This window comes from Halobaculum magnesiiphilum (genome assembly GCF_019823105.1).
Classification (GTDB): Archaea; Halobacteriota; Halobacteria; order Halobacteriales; family Haloferacaceae; genus Halobaculum; species Halobaculum magnesiiphilum.
Genome location: NZ_CP081958.1, coordinates 2167035 through 2181063, shown reverse-complemented (window position 1 = coordinate 2181063; position 14029 = coordinate 2167035). Strand labels below are relative to the sequence as shown.

Annotated in this window: 10 protein-coding genes; 5 read left to right on the top strand and 5 right to left on the bottom strand. The window is 71.8% G+C overall.

What is annotated here, in order from left to right; genetic code table 11:
* Window positions 1-131 precede the first annotated feature (131 nt).
* The 3 genes from K6T50_RS11035 to K6T50_RS11025 form a co-directional block, all read right to left on the bottom strand.
* Complete coding sequence (locus K6T50_RS11035; protein ID WP_222608946.1) at window positions 132-272, bottom strand: hypothetical protein; 141 nt, start codon at window positions 270-272, stop codon at window positions 132-134.
* 67 nt (window positions 273-339) lie between these two features.
* On the bottom strand, window positions 340-2880 hold the full coding sequence (locus tag K6T50_RS11030; RefSeq protein WP_222606645.1) for a DNA topoisomerase I: 2541 nt from the start codon (window positions 2878-2880) through the stop codon (window positions 340-342).
* 105 nt (window positions 2881-2985) lie between these two features.
* A complete protein-coding gene (locus tag K6T50_RS11025) occupies window positions 2986-4617 on the bottom strand; it encodes a serine hydrolase domain-containing protein (RefSeq protein WP_222606644.1) in 1632 nt (543 codons plus the stop codon).
* A 131-nt stretch (window positions 4618-4748) separates the two neighbouring features.
* Here K6T50_RS11025 and K6T50_RS11020 point away from each other — a divergent pair, with 131 nt between their 5' ends.
* Window positions 4749-5498, top strand: coding sequence for a creatininase family protein (locus tag K6T50_RS11020; protein WP_225935309.1), 750 nt, complete (start codon window positions 4749-4751; stop codon window positions 5496-5498).
* Between the two features lie 321 nt (window positions 5499-5819).
* Here the strand turns inward: K6T50_RS11020 and K6T50_RS11015 are convergent, their stop codons facing one another.
* A complete protein-coding gene (locus K6T50_RS11015) occupies window positions 5820-7739 on the bottom strand; it encodes a S9 family peptidase (protein WP_222606643.1) in 1920 nt (639 codons plus the stop codon).
* An 86-nt stretch (window positions 7740-7825) separates the two neighbouring features.
* Window positions 7826-9286, bottom strand: a complete 1461-nt coding sequence (locus K6T50_RS11010; RefSeq protein ID WP_222606642.1) for a M20/M25/M40 family metallo-hydrolase — start codon at window positions 9284-9286, stop codon at window positions 7826-7828.
* 145 nt (window positions 9287-9431) lie between these two features.
* Here K6T50_RS11010 and K6T50_RS11005 point away from each other — a divergent pair, with 145 nt between their 5' ends.
* From K6T50_RS11005 to K6T50_RS10990, 4 genes are all read left to right on the top strand, one after another.
* Window positions 9432-10508, top strand: coding sequence for a metal ABC transporter substrate-binding protein (locus K6T50_RS11005; protein WP_222606641.1), 1077 nt, complete (start codon window positions 9432-9434; stop codon window positions 10506-10508).
* Window positions 10505-11302, top strand: a complete 798-nt coding sequence (locus K6T50_RS11000; protein WP_222606640.1) for a metal ABC transporter ATP-binding protein — start codon at window positions 10505-10507, stop codon at window positions 11300-11302. The genes K6T50_RS11005 and K6T50_RS11000 overlap by 4 nt, the downstream gene beginning before the upstream one ends.
* Window positions 11299-12375 (top strand): metal ABC transporter permease, encoded by a 1077-nt coding sequence (locus K6T50_RS10995; protein WP_222606639.1) that lies wholly within the window; start codon window positions 11299-11301, stop codon window positions 12373-12375. The genes K6T50_RS11000 and K6T50_RS10995 overlap by 4 nt, the downstream gene beginning before the upstream one ends.
* Window positions 12376-12480: 105 nt before the next feature.
* Window positions 12481-14019, top strand: coding sequence for an MATE family efflux transporter (locus K6T50_RS10990; RefSeq protein ID WP_303650174.1), 1539 nt, complete (start codon window positions 12481-12483; stop codon window positions 14017-14019).
* Window positions 14020-14029 lie beyond the last annotated feature (10 nt).

Here is a 14029-nt window from a genome sequence, read left to right as displayed (position 1 = left end):
ATAAAGGTACTGACTGGTCGGGGTGAAGCCAGGATGCGGGCGCGGGTAATCCCGTTGAGACGAGGGAAGCGAAACGACCGACGACCAACCGCAGAAAACGGGTGCCTGCGGGGAGGTCGCGAGGGCGCCGGCTACTCGTCGGCCAACGCGTCGTAGATCGCTCGGTTCCGCTCGCGGTTCGTTCGAGCGACGTACCGAACGAGTTCCTCGCGGGCGTTCGCCGGCAGATCGTCGACGAACGTCGCGTCGTCGGGGTTGCGGTCAGTGTTCACCGCTCCGACGTCGTCGCAGATCCCCATAGCGTCTTCGACGGGGAGGGCCGTGGAACGGATATCGGAGTTAATCGGCTTTCGCCTGCCAGTCGCGCACGGTGTCCGGGCCGACCCCGTCGACCTGCTCGGCGAGCGCGTCCGGTTCCATCTCCTTGAGCGAGGAGACGTCGTTCACGCCGGCGTCCTTCAGCTTCTCGGCGGTCTTCTCGCCGATCCCGTCGATCGTCTCCAGCTCCGAGCCCGCCTGGCGCGACTGGTACTCCCGGTAGTTGCAGATCGGGCAGCCAAGCTCCCAGGGCTCGTCGCCCGAGTGGACGACGAGGTGCGGGAGGTCGTGCTCCTCGCAGGTCTCGTCGGTCACCTCGATCTCCCCGCGGCGCGGCAGCGGCAGCGAGTAGTCGCAGTCGGGGTACCGGGTACAGCCGACCAGCCGTGAGCCCGACCGGAGGCGTTTGATGGCGAGGTCGCCGCCGTGTTCCTCGCCACAGTCGGGGCACTGACCGATGACCTCGTCCTCCTCCTCGTCGGCCTCGTCGGCCTGACACTGCGGGCAGCCGTGGACGAACGTCTTGCGCCCGGCGAGCATCTTCACGTGGTTCAGCCCGTGGTCGTCGCACACCTCATCGAGGATGAGCGGCTTGCCCGTCGACGGCAGCGGGAGCGTGTACTCGCACTCGGGGTAGCCGTCGCAGCCGACGAAATACGAGCCGGCGCGCGATTTGCGCACGAGTAGCGTGTCGCCGCACTCGGGACACGGCCCGAGCTGTTTGTCCGCCTTCAGCGACTTCTGGAGGTGGTCGCCGACCTCCTCGCGCGACTCCGCGAGCTCCTCGAACACCCGCGAGAGCATCTCCCGGGACTCGTCGGCGACCTCGTCGAACTCCTTGTCGCCGGCGGCGATGGCCTGCATGTCCGCCTCCAGTTGGGCGGTCATCTCGTCGCTCACGATCCGGTCGGCGAACTCCTCGCTGGCCTCGACGACCGCCTTCGCGAGCCCGGTCGGACGCGGCGGGTCGCTCTCGATGTATCCCCGGTCGTACAGCTTCTGGATCACGTCGTGGCGCGTCGCCTTCGTCCCGATCCCCATGTCCTCCATCGTCTCGATGAGCCGCGACTGGCCGTACCGCCGCGGCGGCTGGGTCTGCTTGGCCTCCAGCGCCGTCTCCACGATCTCCAGCGCCTCGCCCTCGGTCACGTCGGGGACGTAGCTCTCGTTGGTCGAGAAGTACGGGTACACCGCGTGGTACCCCTCCTCGGTGAGGCGCTTGCCGTTGGACTTGAGCCTGAGCGCGCCCTCGTCGATACCCACGCCGTCGTCGCCCTCGTCGACCTCGGTGACGACGCGGAGGTGCTCCCACTCGGCGTCGGGGGCGCAGGTCGCGAGGAACCGGCGCACGACCAGCTCGTACACCTCCCACTCGTCGTCGGAGAGCTCCGAGGCCGCCGGCAGCTCGCCCGTCGGGTGGATCGGCGGGTGGTCGGTCGTCTCCTCGTCGCCCTCGGTCGGCTCGATGTCGTCCAACTCCAGCAGCGACTCGGCGTCGTCGCCGAACTCGCGGCCCATCGACAGGTCGTCCAGCAGCTCGCGCTCGTCGAGGTCGTCGGGGTAGACGGTGTTGTCCGTCCGCGGGTAGGTGATGAACCCGGCCGTGTACAGGTCCTCGGCGATGCTCATCGCCCGCTGGGCGGAGTAGCCGATCGAGGAGGCCGCGCGGATGAACTGCGTCGTGTTGAACGGCGCGGGTGGCTCGTCGGTCCGGCGGCGGCGACGCACCGAGGAGACGGTCGCCGTTTCGGCCTCCCGCAGGCGGCCGTAGACGGCGTCGGCGGTCGCCTCGTCCCAGACGCGCTCGGCCTCGGTGCCGTCGTCGTCCTCGTAGAAGTACTGCGCGTCGAAGGCGTCCTGGTCGGGGTCCGATTCCGCGCCCTCGCGCTTCAGGAGGTCGGCGAACAGCTCCCAGTAGTCCTCGGGGTCGAACGCCTCGATCTCGCGCTCGCGGTCGACGATGAGCTTCAGCGTCGGCCCCTGCACCCGCCCGACGGAGATGAAGTCGTTGCCGAGTTGGCGGGCCGACAGCGAGAGGAACCGCGTCAGCGACGCCCCCCAGATCAGGTCGATGATCTGGCGCGCCTCCCCCGCCGCGGCCAGGTCGAAGTCGATCTCGTCGCGGTCCTCGAACGCACCGCGCACCTCGTTTTCCGTGATCGAGGAGAAGCGCACCCGGTCGACGGGCACGTCCTCGTTCACCTCGCGGATCAGCTCGTAGGCCTCCTTGCCGATCAGCTCCCCCTCGCGATCGTAGTCGGTCGCGATGACGACGCGGTCGGCGTCCCGCGAGAGCAGCCGCAGCGCGCGAACGATCCCCTCCTGGGTCGGGCGCTTGCGGACGGGCGCGTCGATGAGTTCGACCGGCTCCACGTCCCGCCAGTCGTCGTACTCCGGGGGGAAGTCCACCGCGACGACGTGGCCCGACAGCCCGATGCAGCGGGTGCCGCCCCAGCGGTAGACGTTGACGCCGGCCCGCCGCTCCGTGTCGAAGTCCCCGTTCGAGAGGATCTCCGAGAGGCGCCGCGCGGCGTTGTCCTTCTCGGTGACGATCAGTTCCATCAGTTGCCGGAGAGTATGCCGAATCCCTTTGTAACCCTTTCGCGGGTGGCCGTCACACGGTCCGTCCCGGGTCGTCCGCCGATCGCGCCGCGGGACGAAACGCGGCTACAGCGACGCCTCGGGGTCGTCCGCGACCTTGTGGAGGTGCCAGCGGTCGTACAACAGGTCGACGCCCCGACCGCCGTCCGATGCTGCGCCGGCGTCGCCTCCGGCTCTGTCGTCCCCGCCGCCGTCCTCGTCGCCGACGCGGAACTCCACGGGCACCCGCTCGCCCGCCTCGTTGGACGTCGTGAACGCGTGCGGGTCGTCGCCGGCGGCTTCGGTCAACGGCAGCGACTCGCCGCCGAGCGGGCCGGCCAATTCGAGCCGCAGGCCGCCGCCGTCGCGGGTGACGATCGCACGCTTCACACCACGATACGAGGCGTACTCGCCGGCCAGCCGGTCGAAGCGCCGGCGGCGCTCGAAGAACGGGACCGCCTCCGACGGCTCCTCCCCGAGCGCGCACGCGAACACCCCTTCCCCGAGCCGGACCAGCGGGTAGCCCGGCGCGGCGTTCGCGGCGACGGCGACGCCGATCCCCGCCTCGGGGCTGAATCCGACGTACGCCGTCGAGACGGCGATGGACCCGGAGTGGCCGACGAGCTCCCGGCCGCACGACTCGCGGGTCCGCCACCCGAAGCCGTACGGGCCGCCGGGCGTGTCGACGCGCCCCTCGGTGAGCGCCGCGACCGACTCGGGCGAGACGACCTCCCGGCCGTCGAGGCTCCCGTCATTCAACAGCAGCCGGGCGTACCGCCCGAGCCCTTCGACCGAGGCGAACAGCCCGCCCGCCGGCCGCGACAGCTCGCGGACGGGAACCGACGCCGCCACGAGGTCGTCCCGTCCTCCGGCGTCGCCCGCGGGCCCGCCGCGGGCGTGGGCGGCGGCGGGACCGGACCCCCGGTCCTCGCGCAGGTACATGGTGGCGTGGTCGTCGTCCATCGCGAACGCCGTGTCGTCGAAGGTGGCGCGGTCGAGCCCGAGCGGGTCGAGGGCGTGCTCGGCGACGTAGCGATCGTACGGGCGGCCGGTACACGCCTCAATCACGTCGCCCAGGAGAACGTACCCCTCGTTGCTGTAGGCGAACCGCTCGCCGGGCGCGCCGACGTGTTCGGTGCCCGCGGTCGTCGGGCCGCCGGCCGCGTCGCCGCCGACTGAACCGCCGCCGACCGAACCCGCGCCGTCGGTGTCGTCGCCGCCGGTGTCGCTGCCGCGACCGTCTCCGCCGCGACCGTCGCCGCCGACGGCGCCCTCGACGTGCGCCCGGAAGTCCGCCTCCGTCGACAGCGGGAGGGTGTCGGTGTCGCGGCGGAGCCGGCGGCCGATGAGCGCCTCGCTCGTCGCCAGCGACGGGACCCCGGAGGCGTGCGACAGGAGGTGCCGCAGCCGGATCGGGTCGTCGGGGTCGTCGCCGAGGTCCACGTCGAGGTGGTCCGAGACCGGGTCGTCGAAGTCGAGCATCCCCGCCTCGGCCAGTTGCGCGATCGCCAGCGCCGTCACCGACTTGGTGACGGATCCGACGCCGTACAGCGTCTCCGGCGTCGCCGGGCGGTTCCCCGCCAGGTCGCGGGCGCCGAACCCCTCGGCGTAGCGGACGCCGTCGCGGTCGACGACGGCGACGCTGACGCCGGGGAGCCGGTCGCGCCGCATCGTTCGCCGGATCAGGTCGGCCGCCGCGGCGCGTCCCTCGTCGTTCATGGTCCGGGGTCGGGCCGGCGCGACTTCAAGCCGCGTGGCCCGTCGGGGGCCGCCGAACCCCCCGTGTGCCGGCGCGGCCCCGGCGTGCCGCTTCCCGAAGGGGTATGCCCCGGGGCGACCGGCACGGACGTATGCCCGAACCCGAGACCGAACACGATCTGGCGACGATGACTTGGGAGGACGCGGGCGACGCCTTCCTCGGCGCCGACGCGGTCGTCGTCCCCACCGGCAGCACCGAGCAGCACTCCGTCCACCTGCCGCTCTCCACCGACAGCCTCCGCGCCGGGCACCTCTCGGCGGAGCTCGTCGACGCCGCGTCCGACCACGACCTCGACTTGTTGCGCGCGCCGACGCTCCCGTACGGGTACAGCGAGCACCACATGCCGTTCCCCGGGACGATCACGCTCTCGCAGGACACCTACAAGCAGGCCCTCATCGACATCGGCGCCTCGCTCGCGGACCACGGCGCCGAGCGCGTGCTCTTTCTCAACTGCCACGGCGGCAACAAGGAGGCGCTCGCGCTCGCCACCGACCGGCTGAACCGCGACCACGACATCGGCGCCCACTTCGTCCACTGGACGGACTTCGGGCGCGACGAGTTGGAGGACCACTTCGGCGAGGGATGGGGCCACGCCGGCGACCACGAGACGAGCTTCGTCGAACTGGTGCGCGAGGACCTCGTGAAGTCCGACCGGAAGGAACCACAGGAGGCCGACGACCTCCCGGAGACGCGCTCGTGGACGTACTTCTCGGACGTGACCGAGTTGGGCGGGCTCGGCGACCCGACGAACTCGGACCCGGGGTTCATGGAGCAGGTGGTGGCGAACACGACCGAGCGGATCCTGGAGGCGCTGAACGAGGACATCGAGAACGGGTGGTGAGCGTGCGGTGGTAGATACGGCGTCGCGGTGGCGTGCGGCGCTCGCGCCTCGTGCGCGAGCGAGGGCGCGCGAGGGGCGAGCGAGGCGAAGCCGAGCGAGTCGGTTGGGGAGGGGGAGGCCACTGTGCGGTGCTGTGGGTGGGACTGAAAGGGGCCGTCGCTGTCGAGGTCGGTCGAGAGCGATCCGAGCCGATCGATCGAGAAACCGCGACACTGTCAACCGAACCTGATTCACCGGATGACACACCGACTCCGGAGGTCTCATTCTCCGGCGACGTACCGAACGTGACCGACCCCGCGGCCGGCCGACCCCCGGAAACGCTCAGACGTGCTCGTCGAGGAAGTCCGCGATCGCCTCGAACTCCGCGATCAGGTTCTCCCGGCTCGTCGTGTGGTGGCCCTCGTCCTCGAAGATCAGCGTCTCGACGGGCACCCCTTGCTCGCGTACCGCCTCCGCGACCTGCTCGGCCTCCCCGACCGGTACCCGCGGGTCGTTCGCGCCGTGTTGGACGAACAGCGGACACCGGACCTCCTCGATGCTCGTCAGCGGCGAGATCGACTTCAGGAACTCGTAGTCGTCGTCCAGGCTCCCGTACTCGGCCTCGCGGTGACTGCGGCGCCACTCGCCGGTGTTCTCGAGGAAGGTGGTGAAGTCGGCGATGCCGACGAAGTCGACGGCGGCGGCCCACAGATCCGGGTACTCCGTGATCGCCGCGAGGACCATGAAGCCGCCGTAGGAGCGGCCGTAGGCGACGATCCGGTCGTCGTCGACCGACGGCTGCTCGGCCAGCCACTCCACGCCCGCGGCGATGTCGGCAACCGAGTCCATGCGCTTCTCCACGTCGTCGAGGTGCGAATACGCCGTCCCGTAGCCCGACGACCCGCGGACGTTCGGCTCCAGCACCGCGTATCCGCGGTTCAGGAAGTACTGCTTCGTCGGGTAGAACCACGGCCGGCGCTGGTGCTCGGGCCCGCCGTGGATGTCGACGATCGCGGGCACCCGCTCGTCGGGGTCGTCGGCGTCGACGCCCGGCGGGAGCGTCCAGTACGCCGGGATCGCTCGCCCGTCGAACGTCTCGTAGCGGACCGTCTCCGGGGCGTGGAACGCCGAGTCGGGGAGGCCGTTGCGGCCGACGGGCGTCCAGTCGGTCGCGGTGCCCGTCGCGTCGACCCCGTCGCCGTCGCGGTCCGCGAACCCGCAGGTCCGAACCCCGTACGGCGTTGTCGGCGACGTGTGCGTGTACGCGAGGCGCCCGGCCTCCGGGCCGAAGACGAGGTCCGCGGCGATCCCGTCCACGTCCGGTGTCGGGGTCGGATCGAAGCGCGGGTCCTCGCGGTCGCCCGCGAGCGTTCCCGTGGAAAGCGACGAGTAGCCGCCCTCGTTGACGGTGTACGCGATCCGGCCGGTGTCGCGGTCGAACGCGAGCCCGTCCACGTCCCACTCGTCGGTTCCGGGCTCGCCGGTCGCGTCGGCCGTCACGTCGTGGCCCGCGACGGGCGTCACCGACCCGTCGGACAGCGAGAGCCGAGCCACGTAGGCCGTGTCGCTGTCGCGGTTCGTCACGCAGAGCAGCCCGCCGTCGCCGTCGAAGTGAACGTGCGAGTACGTCGCCTCGGAGTCGTCGGAGAGGTTGGTCGTCTCCCCCGACTCCAGATCGAGCAGCGTGAGGTCCTCGTCGGAGCTGGAGTGCGCCTTCGTGAGCACGATCCGACGGCCCTCGGGACCGAACGCGGCGACGTTCAGCCAGCCGCCCGGCCCCTCGTACACGCGCTCGGGGTCGCCGGCGGAGGTGACCGTGCCGTCGCCGTCGACGCCGCCCACTTCCTGTACGTACACGTCGAAGCGGCCGTCCGCCTCGCGGTTGGCCGTGTAGGCGACGCAGTCGCCGTCGGGGCCCCACGCGCCCCACGCGTGCTTCGACTCGGGGTCGTCCGTGAGCGCGCGCTCGACGCCCGTCGCGAGGTCGTAGTGCAGGAGTTGATCGCGCTCGTCGCTCCCGCGGTCCATCGCGTACACGAACGACTCGTCGGCGGGCGAGGCCGAAAGCGCCGAGGCGCGCTCCTCGTGGGGGGTGAGCCGCGTCGGCCACGCGCCCGGCTCGTCGACGGTCCACACCTGCGGCGTGCCGGAGGTGTACGCGAGGAACAGGAGGCGGCCCGCCGGCGTGAACGCCGGGGAGTCGACGTGTTCGACGGCGAGGAATCGGGCGACGCCGTAGTAGGCGCCGGCTGTGTCGGGCATACGCACACGGCGTGCGCCTCGCGGCTAAAGCGTTCGGCAGCCGGCGAGGGAGACGGCCCGACGGCAGGAGAGCTGGTGGGTGCCGACTACAGGTCCGCGTCGGCGACCCGCTCCAGGAACGCCGCGGTCGTCCGGATCCCGTTCTCGAAGCAGTCCAGGTCCAGATGCTCGTTGGGCGAGTGGTTCCCCTGATCGGGGTTCGCGTACGGCACCACCAGCACGGGCACGTCCGCGAGCGCGTCGACGCGGCGGAAGAACGCCGCCGGCAGCGACCCGCCCAACACCGGCAGCTCCACCGGCTCGGCCCCCCACACGGCCGACAGCGCCTCCAGCACGGGCGACGCCGCGGGGGTGTCCACGGGCGTCTTCATCGGCGGGAAACCGGTCCCCTTGCGCACCGCCACGTCCGGATGCACGTCGGCGACGTGCTCCTCGATACGCTCGAAGACCGTGTCGGGGTCCTGTCCGGGCACCAGTCGCGAGTCGAGTTTCGCCGTCGCCTCGCGGGGTATCACGGTCTTGCTTCCCTCGCCCTGATACCCCGCGTCGAGGCCGTTGACCGTGATCGTCGGCTCCAGCAGCAGGCGCTCGTAGTAGTCGCGGTCGGTCGTGAAGTGGGTGAGGTCGAGGTCCTCGCGCACCGCGTCGGCGTCGTCGGGGAGCGCCGACACGAGGTCGCGGTCGGCCTCCGTCACCGCGATCCCGTCGTGGAAGCCGTCGACCGCGACGCGGTCGCCGCCACTTGGGTAGCCGTGATCGGGGTCCGTCCCCTCGCCGTACTCCGTGAACGACGCGACGACCTCCGCGAGTTCGGTCGCGGCGTTCGGGACGGGACCGCCGAAGTTGCCCGAGTGGAGGTCCGCGTTCGCGGTTTCGAGGTCCAGTTGGAACGTGACGATCCCCCGGTTGCCGTAGATGAGCGTCGGGCGGCCCGAGCGGTGCTGCGGGCCGTCGGCGACGTACACGAGGTCGGCGTCGCGGACGGCGGCCGCCGCGGGGGCGTCGGCGTCGACGCCGGGATCGCGAACCGTACCGTCCCCATCGAGGTACGCCTTCAATCCCCGACTCCCGCTCTCCTCGCCGCCCTCGATCAGGAGCTTCACCGTCGCCTCGGGCACCGCGTCGGCGCGGGCGAGCGCGTCGAGCGCGAACGCGTGGGCGGCGAACTGGCCCTTGTTGTCGCCGGCGCCGCGGCAGTAGACGCTCCCGTCGCGCACCGTCGGCTCGAACGGCGGCGACTCCCACTGCTCGGGGTGCTCGGCCGGCTGTACGTCGTAGTGGCCGTAGAAGACGACCGTCGGCGCGTCGGGGTCGTTGGCGATGCGCTCGCCGTAGACGAGGGGGTAGCGCTCCGTTTCGATGCGACGGGCGTCGAACCCGTGGTCGGCCAGCAGGTCGCGGACGGCGTCGGCGCCCGCGTCCATCCCCTCGCCCGTCGCGCTGACGGTGCGCAGGCGCAGGAGGTCGAACAGCGACGCCCGGTAGTCGTCGAGGCGGTCGGCGACCACCGGGCTGGCGGCGCTCGCGGGCGCGGAAGCGTCGGTCATGGGTACGTCGGAGGACTGCGAGGGCTTCGGTGTTCGGGCGGCGGCGCGGCGTGCCGGGAGGTCCCTTGTGCCGGGTTGTGTTGTTAACTTCTCCCCTACTCCAATGGCAAAGTTATTATTCTAGGTTGTTCAGTTAACAACCAGGATGGATATCACTCGACGCCGCCTGATCGCGTCCGCGGCCGGGACGGTCGGAGTCGGTTCGGTCGCGGGATGCCTCGGCGGTCGAGCCGGCGGTGGAACGTCGGACTCGGGCCCGACGGCCCAGGGGTCGTTCTTCGTCTTCGGCGACATCGCGGCGCGGGTCGCAGGCGACGCGACCGCGACGGACCTGCTCGTGCCCGTCGGCCAGCACGGCCACGGCTGGGAGCCCGGCCCGCGCGTTCGCGAGGAGATCCGCGACGCCGACCTGCTCGTCCACGGCATGGAGGGGTTCCAGCCGTGGGTCGACGACGTGCTCGCGGACCTCGACGCCGACGGGAGCGGGGTGGAAACCGTCGACGCCAGCGCCGACGTGGACCTCATCGCCGCCGGCGAACATCACGGCGACGACCACACCGAGGATGGCCACGACGATCACGAGGAGAGCCACACAGCGGAGAGCCACCACGAGAACGACCACACCGAGGAGAGTCACGACGACCACGAGGAAGACCACGACGGCGAGGAGGGCGGCCACGACCACGGGGGAACGGACCCCCACTTCTGGATGGACCCGCTCCGGGTGCGCGATGCCGCCGAGACGGTCCGGGAGGCGCTGTCGGCGGTCGACCCCGACGCTGCCGACGCCCACGCGGACAACGCCGCGGCGTTCCGCGAGGAGTTGGAGACGCTCGACGAACGGATCGAATCGCTGGTCGCCGACGCAGCGAGGGACACGGTGCTCGTCGCGGGCCACGACTCGTTCGCGTACGCCGCCGAGCGCTACGGGCTGTCGTTCCGGACGCTGACCGGCCTCGCGCCCGACGATCAGCCCACGACGCGCGACATCGAGCGCGCCGGCGACGTGATCGACGAACACGGGCTGCGGTACGTCAGTGCTGACCCCCTGGAATCGCAGCGGGCGGCCGAACAGTTGGTCGCGGAGACCGACGCCGAGGAGGTCCTTCCGCTGACGGCGATGCCGGGACTCACCGACGAGTGGGCCGCCGAGGACTGGGGGTACGTCGAGGTGATGGAGGAGGTGAACCTCCCGACGCTCGAACGGGTGTTGACCGAATGAGCGCCGAGGCCGGTCCGACCGACGACGACGGGAGTCCGGCGGACTCCGACGCCACCCCGATCGTCGAGCTCCGTGATGTGACGTTCGCCTACGGCGACCGGCCCGTCGTCGAGGGCGTCTCGCTCGTCGTGGACTCGGGGGCGTTCCTCGGACTGATCGGCCCCAACGGGTCGGGGAAGACGACCCTGCTCGAGCTGATGATCGGGCTCCATCGGCCCAACAGGGGGTCCGTCTCGACGTTCGGCGAGCCGGCCCACCGACTCGAGGGCGGGCGGCGCGTCGGCTACGTCCCGCAGGACGTGGGCGAGGCCAGCGACGAGATGCCCGTCACCGTCCGGGAGGTCGTCCGGATGGGGCGGTATCCCGGACGGCTGTTCCGCCGGTTCGACGACGACGACCGCCGGGCAGTCGAGGCGGCGCTGGACCGGGTCGGGATCGCCGATCTCGCCGACCGGCGCGTGGGCCGGCTGTCGGGCGGGCAGCGCCAGCGGGCGTTCATCGCCCGCGTGCTCGCGGCCGAAGCGGACCTCCTCGCGCTCGACGAGCCGACCGTCGGCGTCGACGCCGAGTCCCGGGAGGCGTTCTACGACCTCCTGGGCGACCTGAACGACGAGGGGATGACCGTCGTGCTCATCGAACACGATGTCGGGGTCGTCACCGAGCGCGCGACGGAGATCGCCTGCCTGAACCGGGAACTGTTCTTCCACGGCGACCCCGAGGCGTTCGCCGATACGGACGCGCTCGCGGACGCCTACGGGAGCGCACAGCGCGTCCTCACCCACGACCACTCATGATCGGCGCGACCGATGCGACAGTTCCGACCGACGCGCTCGTTCCGACCGGGGCCACCGACGCCCCCGGCGCCGTCGTGCTCCTCGCGGGGGTCGGCGAGCGCGCGCTCTCCGCGGTCCTCGACGACCTGTGGGGCGGGTTGCTGGACCTGCTCGCGGGCGCGACGGGGGTCGACGTGCTCGCCTCGCCGTTCATGCAGCGGGCGTACCTTGCGGCCGTCTGCGTCGCCGTGGTCGGCCCGCTCGTCGGGAGCTTCCTCGTCCACCGGGAGATGGCGATGATCGGCGACACGCTCGCGCACGCCGCCTTCGCCGGCGTCGCCGCCGGCCTGTTCGCCAACGCCGTCCTCGCGGTCACGGTGCCGCCGCTGCTGACGGCGCTGGTCGTCTCCGCCCTCGCCGCGCTGGTGGTGCAGGCGCTCGTCGACTACGCGGGCGCCTACCGCGACACGTCGCTGGCGATCGTGCTCACCGGCTCCTTCGCCGTCGGGAGCGTCCTCATCACCGCCGCCGACGGCGGCATCGCCGTCGGGATCAACGCCTACCTGTTCGGGTCGCTCGCGACCGTCTCGCGCGCGAACGCCGGGATCTTGCTCGCGATGACCGCCGTCGTCGGGCTGGCGGTCGGGGCGGCGTACCGGCCGCTCGTGTACGTCACCTTCGACGAGGTGGGCGCCCGCGCGGCCGGCATCGACGTGACGCGGTACAACCGCCTGCTCGCGGTGTTGACCGCGGTCGTCGTGGTCGCCGCGATGCAGATCATGGGCGTGATCCTCGTCGCCGCGATGCTCGTGATCCCCGTCGCGACGGCCGCGCCCGTGACCGGATTCAGGCGGGCGATCGCCGCGAGCGTCGCCGCCGGCCTGGTCGCCACGGTGGCGGGCGTCTCGCTGTCCTACTGGTACGACGTGGCCGCCGGCGGCACGATCGTGCTCGTCGCCATCGCGGGCTACGTCGCCGTGACCGTCGCAGCGCGCCTGCGCGGTCGGTTGGTCGCCCGCGGCCGGACCGCAGGAGCCGTGATCGAACGCGACCCCGACGGCGTCGCCGCCGATCGCGGCGACCAAGGCGAGTGAGCGCGAGTCGGAGCCGGAACCGCGAGCGGACGGCCGTTCCCGGCCGCGCCGACCGCCTCCACAATCCTTAGGCCGCGACGCAACGCGCGGACGGTAGACCCCTCCATGGCGAACACCGACGCGCGCGTGGACATGACCGAGGGAACGGTGGCCCCGCGGCTGTTCAGCCTCGCGTGGCCGCTCGTCCTCGGGAACCTCCTCCAGACCCTCTACAACCTCGCGGACGTGTTCTGGGTCGGCCGCGTGAGCCCCGAGGCCGTCGCCGCGGTGTCGCTCATGTTCCCCCTCTCGTGGATGTTCGTCTCGACCGCGATGGGGCTCACGGCGGCGACGATCGCCTTGGTCTCCCAGCACGTCGGCGCCGCCGAGGACCGGAAGGCCGACGAGGTCGTCGGACAGACGACGCTCCTGGCGATCGGCGTCTCGGTCGTCCTCGCGGCCGCGGGCCTGCTCGCGCGCCGACCGCTCCTGCACTGGATCGGCGCCGAGGGCGTCGTGTTCACGGAGGCGCTGGCGTACATCGAGGTGATCTTCCTCACGCTGCCGCTCACGTTCCTCTTCTTCGCCTTTCGCGCCTCCCTGCAGGGCGCCGGCGACACCAAGACCGCGATGTGGCTCGTCGCCGCCTCCGCCGGGGTCAACATCGTCATCGACCCCGTGTTCATCCTCGGGTGGGGACCGATCCCCGCGATGGGGACCCGCGGGGCCGCCGTCGCGACGTTCATCTCCCGCGCGCTCGCCGCCGCCGCCGGGATCTACGTGCTCGTGAAGGGCGACTGGGGCATCCAACTGCACGTCGGCGACCTCCGCCCGAACCCCGCGGTGCTCCGCCAACTGGTCGACGTGGGCTATCCCGGCACGCTCGACGGCTGGGCGCGCTCGTTCGCCGCGGTCGCGATGGCCGCGCTGGTCGCGCGGTTCGGCCCCGCCGCCACGGCCGCCTACGGCGTCGGCGTCCGCCTGATGTCCGTCTCCTGGACCGTCGCCGGCGCGGTCGGACAGGCGACGGCGACGGGCGTCGGGCAGAACCTCGGCGCCGACACGCCCGACCGAGCGAGCAGGGTGGCGTGGACCGGCACCGGCGGCACGATGGCGGTCCTCGCGCTCGCGGGCGCGGTCGTCTGGTTCTTCCCCGCGATGGCGATCCGGGTGTTCATCAACGACGCCGCCGTCGTCGAGGAGGGCGTCTCGTTCCTCCGGATCACGGCGCCCGCGTGGGCCGCCTTCGGCGGGCTGATGGTGTTGCAGGGGGCGTTCCGCGGCGCCGGCGACACCCGGACCGCGATGGGGCTGTCGCTGCTCTCGCGGTGGGGGCTGCGCATCCCCGCGGCGGTCGTGCTGGCGTACTCGTTCACCGTCGTCGTCCCGGGGATCGGCCCCGTTTCGGGCCTGGGCCTCGGCCCCGACGGCCTCTGGTGGGCGTGGACGTTCGGCGCGGTCGGGTCGCTGGCGGTCGGTGCGCTGTGGTTCCTCCGCGGGACGTGGACCGAGGGCGTCGTCGAGCACGAGGCGGGGCCGGGTCCCGACGGGACCGCGACGACCGACACCGACCGCGACGCGGCGACGGATCCCGACCGCGACGCGGAGTCGACGCCCGCGGCGCTCGGCGACGACGGCGAGGGCGACCCCACGACCGACGACTGATCCGAGGTCG